Genomic DNA, 15,895 nt, shown 5'->3' with positions numbered 1-15,895 from the left:
CTTTTTTATTTATTAATTATTGGTATCTGCATTTTTCAGGCGGATATGGATATTGATATCCGGGGTTACCGTAATATCCTCTGCCAGATTAAAGGTTACCGGTATGGTATAGGTGCCCGGTGTCAGTTCTTCCACACCGTTATCTTCCATCCATTGCGTCAGGTTCAAAATGCCCGTCACGCTGCTGTCGCGCAGTATGCTGACATTCCTGGACAAGCCGGATACTGTAATATTGTATTCCTCTGCCGTGGAAGTGATCTCTGCTTCCATGCCGTCCGGTACTCCTGTGACAGAAATATTTTCTGCTGCTACCGTGAGATCCTTGCTGACGATCGGTTCAATGTAGACTGTAGCCGTGATCTTGCCATCAAAGCTCTTATCCGCCAGTCTGACATTCGACGGCAGGTATTCCTTCAGGTTGATGATGTCCACCAGATTATCAGTCTGTCCCGTAATATTCATACGGTCCTCCGGCACGGTAATCGCTGAAATTCCCACCAGTGTGGATACGGTTCCCGCGATCCTGACTGTGGGTACGCTGCTCTCCACCTCTCCGGTAGCCATATAGCCATCCTCGGGTACACCCATGTATTCTATTTCTACCGGAACTTCCTTCGTTGCCAGTACTTCTACCGTCATATATGCGGAATTGACATTCTTCTTAACGCTTTCCAGAACCAGTTCGTTATCGTCCGCATCATACAGCTTGATGTCCACGTTTGCCGACAGGCTGGTGGTAGAATCCGTCACATTGATATCCACCCCGGCATGATCCACCTGCGAAATAGCGGATTTCGGTCCAGTCACTTCGATATTCGTCTGATCCAGTGTCACATTCCCGATCATGTAACCGGAGGCCACATCGCCGATGGTATTACTTTCCAGCTTGATCCATTTGCTGGTCTTATCTTCTACGTTCAGCCGCACGGAATCGTGATTCCCCTTGATCTCCACAGAATCATTACTGATATTCTCACAATAATAGGTGATCGCGATCGTATTGATATCTGTCAGCTTGCTCATATCCGCTTCCGCTACGATATCACTTCTGCGCAGCTCGGATTTCACGATGCTCTGCGGTCCGGTGACCGTCACACGGACCAGATTGCTGTTGTCCAGGACCTCATATACTTTTCCTTCTTCATCCAGGAGTTCTGTATTGATCAGACGGACCTGGATATTGTTAAAGGTGACTGTATCCTTAGGGTCGTAAATCTGTGCCACCAGGAACCACAGTACAAAGGCAAGTAACAGAGAAGCAAGCTTCAGTCCAAGATTACGTGTCAATAATTTTTTCATTTTTTGTCTCGGCTCCTTCCCTTCCAGATTCGCAGATTCTTATGTTCTTCTACTGGGTTGTTCAGGATCTTATGCATTCTGTCACGCAGGGAATCCGCATCGAGATTACGTTCCAGCTCACCTTCATAAGCCACACTGATCTTGCCGGTCTCCTCGGACACAATGATCGTCAGGGAATCCGTGATCTCTGAGATACCCACACCGGCCCGGTGTCTGGTTCCCAGCTCCTTGCTCAGTCCCAGATTGTCAGACAACGGCAGATAGCAGGTGGCGGATACCACTCTGTTCCCCTGTATGATCACCGCTCCGTCATGCAGCGGTGTATTATGTTCAAATATATTGATCAGCAGCTGGCTGGTAACAATACCGTCCACATCGATACCGGTTCTCTCGTAATCACGCAGAGATACCTTCTGTTCGATCACGATCAGGGCTCCCGTCCTTACCTTGCCCATCTCCACACAGGCTTTGGTAATCTCGTTGATCGTCTTCTCCGAGAATTCTTCATTCACGCGGTGGCTGTTGTCAAACGGCAGCACAGAGCTGATAATGTTTTTCTTGCCCAGCTCTTCCAATGCCTTCCTTAGCTCAGGCTGCAGCACCACGATCAATGCCGTCACCGCAAACCCCAGCACATTCTGCGCCATCCACAGTATCGTTGTCATCCGGAAAAAATAAGCCAGCAGCAAAAAAACAAGGATGACAATCAGACCCTTAAGCAATATCCATGCCCGGGTCGTCTTCATCCATACCAATGTATAATACAGTAATACCGCAATGATCAGGATCTCCGCCACATCGCCGAAATCCATGGTCGTACGGTAACTGCTGAAGTTTTTCGCATATTCTGCCAGCTTATCCCACAACTGCATTTTTCATTAATCCCTTCAGAACAATTCTTCGTAATCGTCCGAGTCGTCCTGCGCCATATGGTCACTGCTTATGGTAACGCTTCTGCCGCCGGTCATTTCCCGTCCGCGGTAGGGATTTTGCTGTCCATAAGGAGCGCTGCTTCTGGCAGGCGCTGTACGCTCTGTTACTACACTTCTTGCGGATCCTTCCGCACTTCTGACATTCTGTCCGCCACTCCGGCTCTGGCCGGAAGGTCTGCCCTGCCCTGCAGGATGGGCCGTCTGGTTTGCCGGCCGGCGCTGGGTGTTGATCTTTTTCACAGTATTGGTCTGTGCCGCAACGGTCATCTTCGGTACCGCTTTTACATAATAATAATACTCATCATCTTCAAACTGCACCTTTTCCGTCCTGCTGTAATCCAGGCAGAACCGGAAAAATTCTATCGCCTTACATACCAGCACAGTAACAACCGCTCCCAGCAGCGCACTGAAGATAGAAAGGTTGGTATCATACATAAGATCCCCCACCAGCAGGATCAGTACTTCTATCATGACTCCGGCGATCATTGCGATGGTCCAGGAGTGATCCACACTCATTCTGCGAATGAGGTATACAACGATCACTGTAATGGTAAATGCCACGATGGTTACCAGCATAGCTTTGCTTCCCAAAATGCCATCGATCAGCAGGCGCAGCTTCGCCGTAGCCTCTTCCGCACCCATGGAATTGATCGTAGGTGCATTGGTGATCACTGTCTGAAGCAGATAATATACCACAACGCCGCAGCTTACCGATACGCAGGAAGCGGGAGTGCCGATCAGTCCCATAGCCACCGGCATCACATAGGGAAGCTTCAGCATACACAGCACCGGTGTCAGCACCACTACCATTGCTTCCTTCGCCGTGAAACGCAGGAACAGCAGATACAGCAGTAAGAATACTACCAGTCCCACTGCAGCTGTCTCCAGAGACAACGCATACATATGCAGCAGAGAGAACATCATGGCAAATAGTACAATAAATCCGGTAGGCAAAAAGGAACATAGCAGAGAAACGATCAGTACGATCGCCATATTGTCCAGTTTTGTCATGTAACCCATTTTACCGTTTATGATACTCAGCACGATGAAGCTGAGCAGGAACTTGATCACCGGTGTAATAAACGCTTCATTCCGGCTGTATATCTTTTTCAGATTTTCTCTTAATTCCAGTAACGCAGTCATATTTCCTCCAAATTAATCTGCTGCCTACTCATTATATATAGAATTCAGCTTTTTCAGATTATTATAATAGCATTTCAGGCTTTTTTTCGCCCTGGCATAACGCAAAGAGCAGATCAGGTAGGAGGCAATTCCGTATACCACTACCGTGATTCCATAATACATCAGAACATTTTTGGCAAAACTGACCAGATCCATTTTATAAATGTCCTGCATAAAGGTCTCAAAATCGTAAAAAATAAACAGAGCAAAACAGACCGCATAGGCGATCGTGGCGCACAATACGGATTTCAATACCTGTATCGCAATGTAGTCGCTGCGAAAATACCGGCCGATCGCCATGTTCTTTTTGCCTTCGTTTTCTTCATAAGATGCCATTTGGGTCATCAATATGATCTTTTCTTCGTTCAGCATAACTCCTCCGTCTGCAGATGCCTACAGATAACGCATCCGTTCTCCGTCCCTAGAGATTCTGGTGGTCTGCGTTCCTACAGACTTTTTGGGCAACACACTCTGGAGATCCATGGACATCTCATACTTACATTTTTCGCAAAATCTTCCGCTACGGATCGGTGCGCCGCACTTTTCACACTGCAGATAGATTGCGGATCCTTCTGTCAGCTCCAGTCTCTCTTCTCTGAGCCACTGTTGGATCTGTGAGGGTTCCACATCGCAGTTCTCTGCCACATCCTGTATTCCCACTCCGGGATTCGCGCGGATATATTCTTTTACTTCCTGGAACTTTGCTTCCATTTTTTCTCTGCAATGAGGACACAGGATCGGACCTGCTACATAATTAAATATATGTCCGCACATTCTGCAATTTCTTATATTCATTGTACTTCACACCTTCCTCATCATAATCCGGCCCCACAGGCCAGCGTAACGCAATACACTTCGGATACGCCATGGGATTTCAGCAAAGCTGCGATCTCATCCAGCGTGGTACCTGTCGTATAAATATCATCCACCAGAATAATCCGGTCATATAATTTTACATCATTTCTGCCTATATTAAAAGCCTTTTTCAAATTATTTTGCCTTTCCGCGGGATTTAACCGCTTCATAGGCGCCGTATTCCGCACTCTTTTCACCAGCTTTTCATCTACCGGCAGCTGCATGTTTTTCCCCAGGGCCCGTGCCAGGCAGGCTGCCTGATTGTATCCCCGCTTCGAAAGCTTCTTTTTATGCAGAGGTACCGGTACCAGTACGTCCGGCGATACGCTGCGGATAAAATCTCCCAGATATTTTCCCATTTCTTCTCCGAAGAATTCCGCGTATTCCTGTCTTCCCTTGTATTTAAAACGGTATATGGAAGGTGCGGCCGCCGCATATTCATACAGTGTTCTGGAGCGATCAAACATATGCTGTTTCTGGCAGCAGTCGCTGCAGAATTCTCCGTCTTCCTGTATCTTTTTGCCACATTTCATACACCAGGGCGGAGTTACCACGCGAAGCTTCGGAAGACATTCCAGGCAGATCTTCTCTCCGAAAGGTTTTACGATCCTGTCACACACCGGACATCTCGTAGGGAACAGCAGCTGCCATAGTATCTTCATGCTTCCTCCCGCAAGCAGCATATCTCGGGGAGATCACAAACCTCCCGGATTCTCTGCTCCAGTGCAGTGTATCTGCGATTCTCACTGACATTGTCGATCATATTCCGGACTGTTTCACTACTTCCCAGAATCGTGACACAGTTTCTGGCTCTGGTGATCCCCGTATACAGAAGATTGCGGTTAAACAGCATTCTCGGTCCTCCGAGAAGCGGCAGAATAACCGCCGGGTATTCACTTCCCTGAGACTTATGTATGGTGATCGCATACGACAATTCCAGTTCTTCCAGTCCCGAGAATGGGTAATTTACACGTCTGCCATCATCAAACTCTACCGTCAGTGTCGCAGCGGTATCATTGATCTCCCGTATTCTTCCCATATCTCCATTGAATACACCCAGGCCTTTATCTATGGGAATATTATATCTGCCGACGATCTCCCATTCCAGCTGATAGTTATTTTTGATCTGCATGACCTTGTCGCCCTCACGGAACACTGCATTTCCGCACGCATGCTCTCTTTTACAGGGATCGGCTGGATTCAGATACCGCTGCAGAATTCCGTTTAAGGTTTCACATCCCAGACTCCCCTTTCTCATGGGCGTCAATACCTGAATGTCAAACGGTGTTGCATTGACATATCGGGGCAGCTTATCCTGGATCAGCTGAATCATATGTTTATATATGACATTTACGTCACTTCTCTCCAGCAGGAAGAAATCCTTTGATTTATTGTCTAACGCGATCTGTTCTCCTTTATTGATGCGGTGTGCATTGACAACAATGTCACTTTGCCCGGCCTGCCGGAAGATTTTCTCCAGTGTCACCATGGGGAACGCCTTGCTGTTCATGAGGTCTCTTAATACCTGCCCCGGGCCTACGCTGGGCAGCTGATCCACGTCTCCCACAAGAATGAGTCTCGTCCCCGGAAGGATTGCTTTCAACAGCGCCTGAAACAGCTGGATATCTACCATGGACATCTCATCAATGATCACGACATCAGCTTCCAACGGATTCTCCTGGTTTCTTTCGAAATTTGCCTTTCTGCTGTCATCTCCGGATAATGCGCTGTTCAGTTCCAACAGCCGGTGTATCGTCTTAGCCTCGAATCCGGTTGCTTCCGTCATCCTCTTCGCCGCACGGCCTGTGGGTGCTGCCAGAAAAATATCCATTCCCTCCGATTCGAAATAACGGATGATCATATTGATGGTAGTTGTCTTGCCGGTTCCCGGACCGCCGGATAAAATAAAAAGACCGTTTTTGATACTTTCTTCCACTGCTTTCAACTGCAGTTCATCCAGTTCCATGGACAGATTTTCCGCCATCCGCTCCAGTCTCTTGCGGATTGCCATGTCCTGTGACGGCAGATTCTCCGATTCTGCCATGGGAATATTCAGATTCCGCAGCATATTGGCACAATTCAGTTCCGCATAATAATAAGGTGCCGCAAACACCGCTTCTCCTTTCGCCACCAGCTTCCGGTCCACGATCAGATTATCCACCTGCGGACGGATATTATCCTCTGTCACTCCCAATAGTTCCGCTCCACGGCAGAGCAATTGCTCCAATGGCAGATAACAGTGCCCTTCTCCTACCGCCTGTAACAGCGTATACAAGATTCCACTGCGGATACGATAATCCGAGTCCGTGTGAATTCCGATTCTTCCCGCGATCTCATCCGCGATCCGGAATCCGACGCCGCTCACATCCTCCGCCAGACGATACGGATTTTCCCGCATGACGCTATACATCTCCGTGCCATAAGTATTATATATTTTTACCGCCAGTGTATTACTGATGCCGTATTGCTGCAAATATACCAGTGCTTCCCGAAGATCCTTTTTTTCTTCCATCTGGATGGCGATCTCCTGTGCTTTTCGTTCGCTGATACCCTTCACTTCCGCCAGGCGCTCCGGCTCTTCTTCTATGATCCGGAACGTGTCATCGCCGAATTTTTTCACAATACGGGCCGCCAGTGCCTCTCCCACTCCGCGGATCGCACCGGATCCCAGATATCTTTCCATTCCTACACGATCCGTGGGGGTCACCGTCTCGTAGTTCTGTATTTTAAACTGTCTTCCATACACCGGATGCTCTATATACTCCCCTTCGGCAGTGATATTTTCTCCCTGTCCCAGGCCCTTACACATGCCGACACAAGTCACTTCTTCCCCTTCCATCATCAGTATCATGACGGTATATCCATTTTCACTGTTCTGAAAGACAATATGATCTACATATCCTGTAATGCTTTCCATTTTTATTCCTCATTCTGCTGTGTATTTGTGGCTGTTCTCTGCGAAATGCCCGGAAAATGCCGCGGTTGCGGTAAAAGATAAAGAAAAGGGCCGCCGGGAACGGCAGCCCGAAATACTTACTCAAGATTATAATTGCGCTTCATTTGCTCATAAAGCATCTGTGCCAGTCCCAAACTGTTCTGCTCTGTGGAATCTGATGCGATCTGCTGTACCATTTCATCCTTATAATAGTCCATCAGCTGGGAATTGGAGGAAGAAGTATCCTCGCTCTCCGGAATGGTCTTCATCATTTCTTTGAACATCTGCTCCAGAAAATAGGATTCAAACTGTTTGCAGGCATCCATGAGTTCATCATCTGTTGCCTTCGAATAATCGGAGCTGTTTAATTTATCCTGTAATTTGAAAGCCGTCTGGTTCGCTGCATTGGTGTAAGCGGTGCTGTCCAGCGCAGAGCTTCCGTACAAACTGCTAATATCCATAATTTAGCCTTTCTCATTACCTACGTAGGTTGTTCGCCTGCTGCAGCATTTCATCGGATGCCGTAATGGCTTTGGAGTTCAGTTCATAAGCTCTCTGTGCCACGATCATATTGACCATCTCATCCACTACCTGTACGTTGGAGCTTTCCAGATATCCCTGGATGATACTGCTTCGTTCCACATTATTATTGGTAGCTTCGTTGATCGCCTGTCCACTGGCTGCTGTCTGCTGATACAGGCTGTCTGCCAGTCTCTCCAGGCCGTTCGGATTGTTGAACTGGAATACGCCGATCGTAATACCGATAGGTTGCGGATTGTTCTGTGCATCCGGATAGCAGAGGCTGCCGTCCTTGCTGACAGTAACCTTGCTCATTACATAGTTATTACTAAGAACAATGGGACGTCCCTGCGTATCCAGTACCGGAAGTCCCTCTGAGGTTGCCAGCATATTGCCACCGTTCGAAGCCAGGGTAAACTTCAGATTACCATTTCTCGTATAATAGGTATTGCCGTCCGCACCGCGAACTGCGAAAAATCCCTTACCGTCAATTGCAAATGCGGTGTCGCTGTCGGATGCCGTCAGGCTTCCTTCCTTAAACACGGAACTGATGGAAGCATTCCGTACGCCCAGTCCCACCTGTGCACTGCTCGGTTTCGCATCCCCATTAGCGGAGGTTGTTTTCGTCTGGATGTTTTGATATAACAGGCTCTTAAATTCATTCACCTGTGTCTTATAGCCTGTGGTGTTGACATTTGCCAGGTTATTGGCAATGGTATCCACATTTGTCTGTTGTGCGATCATGCCGGTCGCTGCTGTCCATAAGCTTCTGACCATATGTAGTCTCCTCTCACGCTGTCCCTGATATCATCCATGATCCGGTTTTCCATCCTGAAAGTTGTGTATCAAGGTCGGGTGCTTTTGCCCCCCGACATCATATATATCGGCTCTTTTTCTTTTTAGATTACTGGACTCTGCCAATCTGGTTCACCGCTACGTCCAGTGTATCGTCGATCGTCTGCACTACCTTCTGATTTGACTCATATGCCCGGGTAATAGAGATCAGATTCACCATTTCCGATACGATCTGCACATTTGCCATTTCCAGATAGCCGGATTTCACCTGTGCTTTTGCTGCAATCGTTTTGGCTCCCTGGATTGGCTGATAGTAGGTCTCGCCGTATTTTCCCAGATAATCATAATCTTCGAAATCCGTCACCTGAATCTTAGCCACTGCCTGACCATTCTGGTAGATCGTGCCGTCATCTGTGATGGAAGAATCGATCAGAGTATTCAGCCGGATCCGTCTGTTCTGGGTATCCAGGACATAGTCACCCTCTTCTGTCACCAGATAGCCGTCCTTGTTCAGCGTGAATTGACCGGCGCGGGTATATTTGGTATCTGTCTCTCCGGCCTTATTCGTAAATTCGATGGCAAAAAAGCCTTCTCCCGACAAAGCCAGATCATAAGTATTACCCGTGATGCGGAAAGATCCCTGGGAATAGTCGGTATAATTCTCTCCGATCTTAACTCCGGGATTCTTCACTCCCAGTCTCTGGACATTCCTCATGCCTACAGACTGGTCCTTGATCTTAACTGTCAGCACATCATCAAAGGACTGGCTGGTGGAGCCTTCCTTTTTATAGCCGACGGTAGATGCATTGGCCAGATTGTTGGTCATGATATCCATTCGGTTCTGCTCGTTTATCATACCCGTGTATGCGGTGTATAATCCTTTAACCATTTGTATCCTCCATTTGCGATATCGATCCTTCGACAAATGTCCGGCATCCTGCCATTTGCTTCATTAATTATCTCTGTATCCTGCCAGGAATTCTACGTATTTACCGGTTCCGATGGCTACTGCTGTCATGGGATCCTCAGCTGTCATGGTATTGATCCCTGTCTTGGCAGAGATCAGATCCTCCAGACCGCGCAGCAGGCTTCCGCCTCCGGTCAGCACAATTCCTCTGTCCGCAATATCCGCTGCCAGCTCGGGCGGAGTCTTCTCCAGTACACTGTGAATCGTCTCCACGATCTGTGCTGTGGTCTCGCGCAGAGCTTCTTCGGTCTCCTCGGAAGATACCTTTACCGTCTTCGGCAGACCGGTTACCAGGTTACGTCCTCTGACATCCATATAATCCACTTCCGCTCTCTTATAGCAGGAGCCGATTTTGATCTTCAGGTCCTCTGCGGTTCTCTCACCGATGAGCAGATTGTGTTTCTTACGCATATAACGAACGATAGCTTCGTCGAAATCATCTCCGGCGATTTTGATGGAAGCACTGACTACCGTACCTCCCAGAGAGATGACAGCGATATCGGAAGTACCACCGCCGATATCTACGATCATGTTGCCACAGGGTTTGGAAATATCAATTCCGGCACCGATTGCAGCTGCGATCGGTTCCTCAATAATGGATACCTCTCTGGCACCTGCCTGATAGGTAGCATCTTCTACGGCTTTCTTCTCTACTTCCGTAACACCGCTGGGTACGCAGACCGCAATACGAGGTTTGCGAAAGGTTCTCTTACCCAGAGCCTTCTGGATAAAATACTTCATCATTTTCTCGGTTACGGTATAATCGGAGATAACACCCTGACGTAAGGGTCTTACCGCTACGATATTACCGGGAGTTCTTCCCAGCATCAGTCGCGCATCCTCTCCGATGGCTTTAATCTTATTTGTGTCTCTATCAAAAGCTACAACAGAGGGCTCCTTTAATACGACTCCCTTTCCTCTGATGTATACCAGAATGCTGGCGGTACCTAAATCAATTCCGATGTCTGTGCACTGCATTTTTCTATTCTACCCCTTTCCGATGGTATCAATCTATATATAAGTTTAGACTCTACGCGCTATTTTAGTCATATACATCATATTATAACTGAATTTTTTCCATTTTCATAGAGGGTATTTCTTAAAATTTATATAACTATTCCGAAAGGCGCAGTGCCTTGTCCTTCTCCAGCATCTTTTTCACATAGTAACCGGTATAGGATTTCTTCACCTTTACGATCTCCTCCGGAGTCCCCTTCGCGATTACGGTGCCGCCGCGGTCTCCGCCTTCCGGTCCCATATCGATAATATAGTCCGCTGTCTTGATCACATCGAGGTTGTGTTCGATGACGACTACGGTATTTCCGCCGTCTGCCAGTCTGTGGAGAATCTCCACCAGCTTATGCACATCTTCAAAATGTAATCCTGTCGTAGGCTCATCGAGAATATAGATCGTCTTCCCGGTACTTCTTCTGGAAAGCTCGGTTGCCAGCTTGATACGCTGTGCCTCACCGCCGGATAACGTGGTAGAGGGCTGTCCCAACTTCACATAAGAAAGTCCCACATCATATAAGGTCTCGATCTTTCTGCGGATATAGGGCACATTCTCAAAGAAAGGCAATGCTTCCTCTACGGTCATGTCCAGTACGTCGAAAATGCTCTTGCCCTTGTATTTCACATCCAGTGTCTCACGATTGTAACGTTTGCCACCGCAGACCTCACAGGGCACATAGACGTCCGGCAGAAAATGCATCTCGATCTTGATAATGCCATCACCGCCGCAGGCTTCGCAACGTCCGCCCTTGACATTGAAGCTGAAGCGACCCTTGCTGTAGCCCTTCGCCTTGGCATCCGCCGTAGAGGCGAACAGATCGCGGATCAGGTCAAACACTCCGGTATAGGTAGCCGGATTGGATCTGGGGGTACGTCCGATGGGGGACTGGTCGATGTTGATGACTTTATCCAGCTGCTCCACGCCTTCGATTCCCTTATGTTTACCGGGAATACAACGTGCACGGTTCAGCTCCCTCGCCAGATGTTTGTAGAGAATCTCATTCACCAGTGAGCTTTTTCCGGAGCCAGACACACCGGTAACGCATGTCATGACGCCCAATGGGATCTCCACATCTACATTTTTCAGGTTATTTTCCTGTGCTCCCAATACTTTGATCCAGCCGGCAGGAGTTCTCCTGGTCTTCGGCACAGGAATTCTTTTTTTACCACTGAGGTATTGTCCCGTAATGGACTCCGGGATCTGCATGATCTCTTCTGCAGTACCACAGGCGATAACCTCGCCACCGTGGGAACCGGCACCGGGACCAATATCTACGATATAATCCGCTGCCAGCATGGTATCCTCATCGTGTTCCACCACTACCAGGGTATTGCCCAGATCCCGAAGATTCTTCAGGGTATTCAGCAGTTTGTCATTGTCTCTCTGGTGCAGTCCGATACTGGGCTCGTCGAGAATATAGCACACGCCCACCAGTCCGGAACCTATCTGGGTCGCCAGGCGGATACGCTGTGCCTCACCACCGGACAGGGTAGCGGTAGCTCTGGCCAGGGACAGATATTCCAGTCCTACATCCACCAGGAATCCCACTCTGGCGCGGATCTCCTTCAGGACTCTCTCTCCGATGAACTGCTGCTGTTTCGTCAGTGTCATGGTATCTAAAAACTTCTGCAGGTCACGGATGGACATGGAAGTGATCTCGTAAATATTTTTATCGCATACCGTAACTGCCAGGGATTCCTTCTTCAGACGCATTCCCTTACACTCTTTACAGGGGGTAATGCGCATAAAGGTTTCGTATTCCTGTTTGGAGCTTTCGGATGCAGTCTCGCGATAACGACGCTCCACATTTTTGATCAGTCCTTCGAATGCTACCGGATACACACCACTTCCGCGCTGGCCGGTATAATGTACCATAACTTCCTTACCATTGGTTCCATGGATCAGGATATCATGAATTTTCTGCGGGTACTCTTCAAAAGGCGTGTCCAGGTCAAAATGATATTCCTTGGCCAGTGCCTGCAATATGGCATTGGTAAAACTGCCCTTGTCCGCGCAGGACTGCCACCCCATCACGGTGATCGCTCCCTGATTGATGCTGAGTCTCTTGTCCGGGATCATCAGATCCTCGTCAAACTCCATCTTGTAACCCAGTCCAAAACATACCGGGCAGGCACCGAAGGGATTGTTGAAGGAGAAGCTTCTCGGCTCCACTTCGCTGACACTGATGCCGCAGTCCGGACAGGAGAAGCTCTGGCTGAAGGTCACCGGCTCGCCACCGATCACATCCACCACCAACAGGCCTTCGGCCAGCTCCAGTACGTTTTCAATGGAATCTGTAAGGCGGCGCTGAATACCATCCTTTACCACCAGACGGTCTACTACAATGTCGATATTGTGCTTGATATTTTTATCCAGTTTGATCTCTTCCGTCAGTTCATACATGCTGCCGTCGATCCGTACCCTGACATAACCGCTTCTCTTGGCACGCTCCAGCACTTTGGCATGCTCGCCCTTACGGCCTCTGACCACCGGTGCCAGCAACTGGATCTTCGTACCTTCTCCCATGTTCATGATCTGGTCTACCATCTGGTCTACGGTCTGTTTGGAAATCTCCCTGCCGCACTTCGGACAGTGGGGAATACCGATCCTCGCATACAACAGACGGAAGTAATCATAGATCTCCGTTACCGTACCTACAGTGGAACGAGGGTTACGGTTGGTCGACTTCTGATCGATGGAAATGGCGGGAGACAGCCCCTCGATGCTTTCTACGTTGGGTTTCTCCATCTGCCCCAGGAACTGTCTTGCGTAGGAGGACAGAGATTCCATATAACGCCTCTGTCCCTCGGCATAGATCGTATCAAATGCCAGGGAAGACTTTCCGGAACCGGACATCCCGGTGAGTACCACCAGTTCATTTCTGGGAATGTCCACATTGATGTTTTTCAGATTATGTTCATTGGCGCCCCGGATCTTAATGTACTCCCGGGGGCGCATCTTCTTTGCTTCTTCCATTGTCTTGCCTTTCTTATTTCATATCATTCCATATCATTTAATTGTTTCTTTAATTCAAGCATTTTATCTCTAAGTTCTGCCGCCGCCTCGAAGTTCAGGTCTGCCGCTGCCTTCTGCATCTTCTTCTGGATCTCGCCGATGAGCTTCTCCAGTTCCTTCTTCGTCATGGATTCCGGATCCTTCTCGAAGCGTACCTCCTCCTTGGCGATCACCCTGGAGATGCTGATGAGATCCCGCACCGCCTTTTTGATCGTCTGCGGGGTAATGCCATGTTCTTCGTTATACTTCATCTGGATCTCGCGACGTCTGTTGGTCTCGTCAAGCGCTTCCCGCATGGAATCCGTGATCGTGTCGGCATACATGATGACATGTCCCTCCGCATTACGTGCGGCACGGCCGATGGTCTGGATCAGGGATGTTGCACTTCTTAGGAACCCTTCCTTGTCCGCATCCAGGATCGCTACCAGTGTGATCTCCGGAATGTCCAGTCCTTCTCTCAGAAGATTAATACCTACCAGCACATCAAATACATCCAGTCGCATATCACGGATGATCTGGGCACGCTCCAGCGTATCGATATCGGAATGCAGATATTTTACCCGCATACCGACTTCCTTCATATAATCTGTCAGGTCTTCCGCCATACGCTTGGTCAGCGTGGTGATCAGTACCTTATGGTGTTTTTCAATCTCTTTATTTACTTCTCCGATCAGATCATCGATCTGTCCTTCCACAGGGCGTACCTGTACTTCCGGATCCAGCAGTCCTGTCGGACGGATGATCTGCTCTGTCCTGAGCAGCTCGTGCTCCTTCTCATAATCGGAAGGTGTCGCAGATACGAACATCATCTGGTCTATATGTGCTTCGAATTCTTCGAAATTCAGGGGTCTGTTGTCCAGTGCAGAGGGCAGACGGAAGCCATAATCTACCAGTGTCTGTTTTCTCGAACGGTCTCCTGCATACATGCCGCGGATCTGCGGAATCGTCATATGAGACTCGTCCACGATGATAAGAAAATCATCCGGGAAAAAGTCCAGCAGCGTCATGGGCGGCGCTCCCGCAGGAAGTCCGTTCAGATGTCTGGAATAATTCTCGATGCCGGAACAGAATCCGGTCTCCCGGAGCATCTCGATATCAAAATTCGTCCGTTCCGCGATCCGCTGTGCCTCGATCAACTTGTCTTCGCCCTTAAAAAACTGCACCCGCTCCTTCATCTCTTCTTCGATATTGTCGCAGGCTGCCTTGATCTTCTCCTGCGAGACTACGTAATGAGATGCCGGGAAGATTGCTACATGGTTCAGCTCTGCGTGGATTTTCCCTGTCAGAGGCTCCACCTCGGCGATCCGGTCGATCTCATCTCCGAAAAATTCGATGCGGATCAGATAGTCTCCGCCCTGTGCCGGGTACACTTCCACTACATCTCCCCTGACACGGAAAGTTGCACGCTGGATATCCATATCATTACGATTGTATTGAATGTCGATCAGCTCCCGGAGCACTTCATCCCGGTCCTTCACCATTCCGGGGCGCAGAGATACGATCAGATCCTGATATTCGTCCGGGCTCCCCAGACCATAGATACAGGACACGCTGGCCACCACCACGACATCCCTGCGTTCCGCCAGGGATGCTGTCGCCGACAGACGCAGCTTATCGATCTCATCATTGATGGAAGAATCCTTGGCAATATAGGTATCCGAAGACGGCACATAAGCCTCCGGCTGATAATAATCGTAATAGGAGACAAAATATTCCACTGCGTTCTCCGGGAAAAATTCCTTCATTTCCCCGTAAAGCTGTCCCGCCAGTGTTTTGTTATGCGCAATGATCAGTGTTGGCTTGTTCAGCGCCTGGATCACATTCGCCATGGTAAAGGTCTTACCCGAACCAGTGACACCCAGGAGGGTCTCAAACTGATTGCCCTGCCGGAAACCTTCTACCAGTTCCGCGATTGCCTGCGGCTGGTCTCCGGTGGGTTGATATTCGGAATGTAATTTGAATTGTGAGGGTTCGTTAGATTGCTTCATACGCATCTCCGTACTTATCTGTTACCTTTATTATTTCATGTCACGCACAGATTATAGCAGACTTTTTTTGAAAAGTACAGACATCATCGAAAATATGTTCGGTATTTGTTACTTTTTCTGATGTAACAAAAAACCTCAGCAGATTTCTCTACTGAGGTTTTCCTTAACAGGGCTACAAGGATTCGAACCTTGAAATGACGGAGTCAGAGTCCGTTGCCTTACCGTTTGGCGATAGCCCTATGTCGTTTACTTGATGAAGTATACACTATCTTTTCCCATTTTGCAATACCCAATTTAAAAAATTTTAAAAAAGTATACAAAATTGGAACAATTCAGCCAAAAACAAGGCCGCATCCACCTTTTTTGTGATTGCGGCCTCGTCATATTTAAAAAATG

At 48.6% G+C, this 15,895-nt stretch carries 13 protein-coding genes and 1 tRNA gene; all 14 read right to left on the bottom strand.

Features of this window, described 5'->3' with window-relative positions:
* Positions 1–12: 12 nt before the first annotated feature.
* On the bottom strand, positions 13–1,299 hold the full coding sequence (locus FYJ59_RS03900) for a CdaR family protein (RefSeq protein WP_154495365.1): 1,287 nt from the start codon (positions 1,297–1,299) through the stop codon (positions 13–15).
* The gene (cdaA, locus tag FYJ59_RS03895) at positions 1,296–2,171 is read right to left on the bottom strand and encodes a diadenylate cyclase CdaA (RefSeq protein ID WP_118547386.1); all 876 of its coding nucleotides are present in this window, start codon (positions 2,169–2,171) and stop codon (positions 1,296–1,298) included. Before cdaA ends, FYJ59_RS03900 begins: the two co-directional genes overlap by 4 nt.
* A 15-nt stretch (positions 2,172–2,186) precedes the next feature.
* Positions 2,187–3,374 carry a hypothetical protein gene (locus tag FYJ59_RS03890; RefSeq protein WP_205839444.1) on the bottom strand — a complete coding sequence of 396 codons (1,188 nt, stop codon included), beginning with the start codon at positions 3,372–3,374 and terminating at the stop codon, positions 2,187–2,189.
* Between the two features lie 24 nt (positions 3,375–3,398).
* Positions 3,399–3,785 (bottom strand): hypothetical protein, encoded by a 387-nt coding sequence (locus FYJ59_RS03885; protein ID WP_022154091.1) that lies wholly within the window; start codon positions 3,783–3,785, stop codon positions 3,399–3,401.
* Positions 3,786–3,806: 21 nt separating this feature from the next.
* Positions 3,807–4,208, bottom strand: a complete 402-nt coding sequence (locus FYJ59_RS03880) for a flagellar protein (RefSeq protein ID WP_118551782.1) — start codon at positions 4,206–4,208, stop codon at positions 3,807–3,809.
* A 20-nt stretch (positions 4,209–4,228) separates the two neighbouring features.
* Entirely contained in the window at positions 4,229–4,930 is a 702-nt protein-coding gene (locus tag FYJ59_RS03875) for a ComF family protein (RefSeq protein WP_235897901.1), read from the bottom strand.
* Positions 4,927–7,185, bottom strand: coding sequence for an SF1B family DNA helicase RecD2 (recD2, locus tag FYJ59_RS03870; protein WP_154495361.1), 2,259 nt, complete (start codon positions 7,183–7,185; stop codon positions 4,927–4,929). Before recD2 ends, FYJ59_RS03875 begins: the two co-directional genes overlap by 4 nt.
* A gap of 116 nt (positions 7,186–7,301) precedes the next feature.
* A complete protein-coding gene (locus FYJ59_RS03865; protein WP_154495359.1) occupies positions 7,302–7,664 on the bottom strand; it encodes a rod-binding protein in 363 nt (120 codons plus the stop codon).
* Between the two features lie 16 nt (positions 7,665–7,680).
* Positions 7,681–8,499 (bottom strand): flagellar hook-basal body protein, encoded by an 819-nt coding sequence (locus FYJ59_RS03860; RefSeq protein ID WP_022154086.1) that lies wholly within the window; start codon positions 8,497–8,499, stop codon positions 7,681–7,683.
* A 127-nt stretch (positions 8,500–8,626) separates the two neighbouring features.
* Entirely contained in the window at positions 8,627–9,406 is a 780-nt protein-coding gene (locus tag FYJ59_RS03855; RefSeq protein ID WP_154495357.1) for a flagellar hook-basal body protein, read from the bottom strand.
* Positions 9,407–9,469: 63 nt separating this feature from the next.
* Positions 9,470–10,462, bottom strand: coding sequence for a rod shape-determining protein (gene mreB, locus FYJ59_RS03850; protein ID WP_022154084.1), 993 nt, complete (start codon positions 10,460–10,462; stop codon positions 9,470–9,472).
* A 136-nt stretch (positions 10,463–10,598) separates the two neighbouring features.
* A complete protein-coding gene (gene uvrA, locus FYJ59_RS03845) occupies positions 10,599–13,472 on the bottom strand; it encodes an excinuclease ABC subunit UvrA (RefSeq protein WP_205839443.1) in 2,874 nt (957 codons plus the stop codon).
* Positions 13,473–13,495: 23 nt separating this feature from the next.
* Positions 13,496–15,499 carry an excinuclease ABC subunit UvrB gene (gene uvrB, locus FYJ59_RS03840; RefSeq protein WP_154495355.1) on the bottom strand — a complete coding sequence of 668 codons (2,004 nt, stop codon included), beginning with the start codon at positions 15,497–15,499 and terminating at the stop codon, positions 13,496–13,498.
* A gap of 167 nt (positions 15,500–15,666) precedes the next feature.
* Positions 15,667–15,738 (bottom strand) — tRNA-Gln (locus tag FYJ59_RS03835).
* Positions 15,739–15,895 lie beyond the last annotated feature (157 nt).

This window comes from Waltera intestinalis, from assembly GCF_009695995.1.
GTDB classification, from domain to species: Bacteria; Bacillota; Clostridia; order Lachnospirales; family Lachnospiraceae; genus Acetatifactor; species Acetatifactor intestinalis.
Note: the sequence above shows the minus strand (reverse complement) of the source record. Positions and strands in the feature narration are given on the sequence as shown.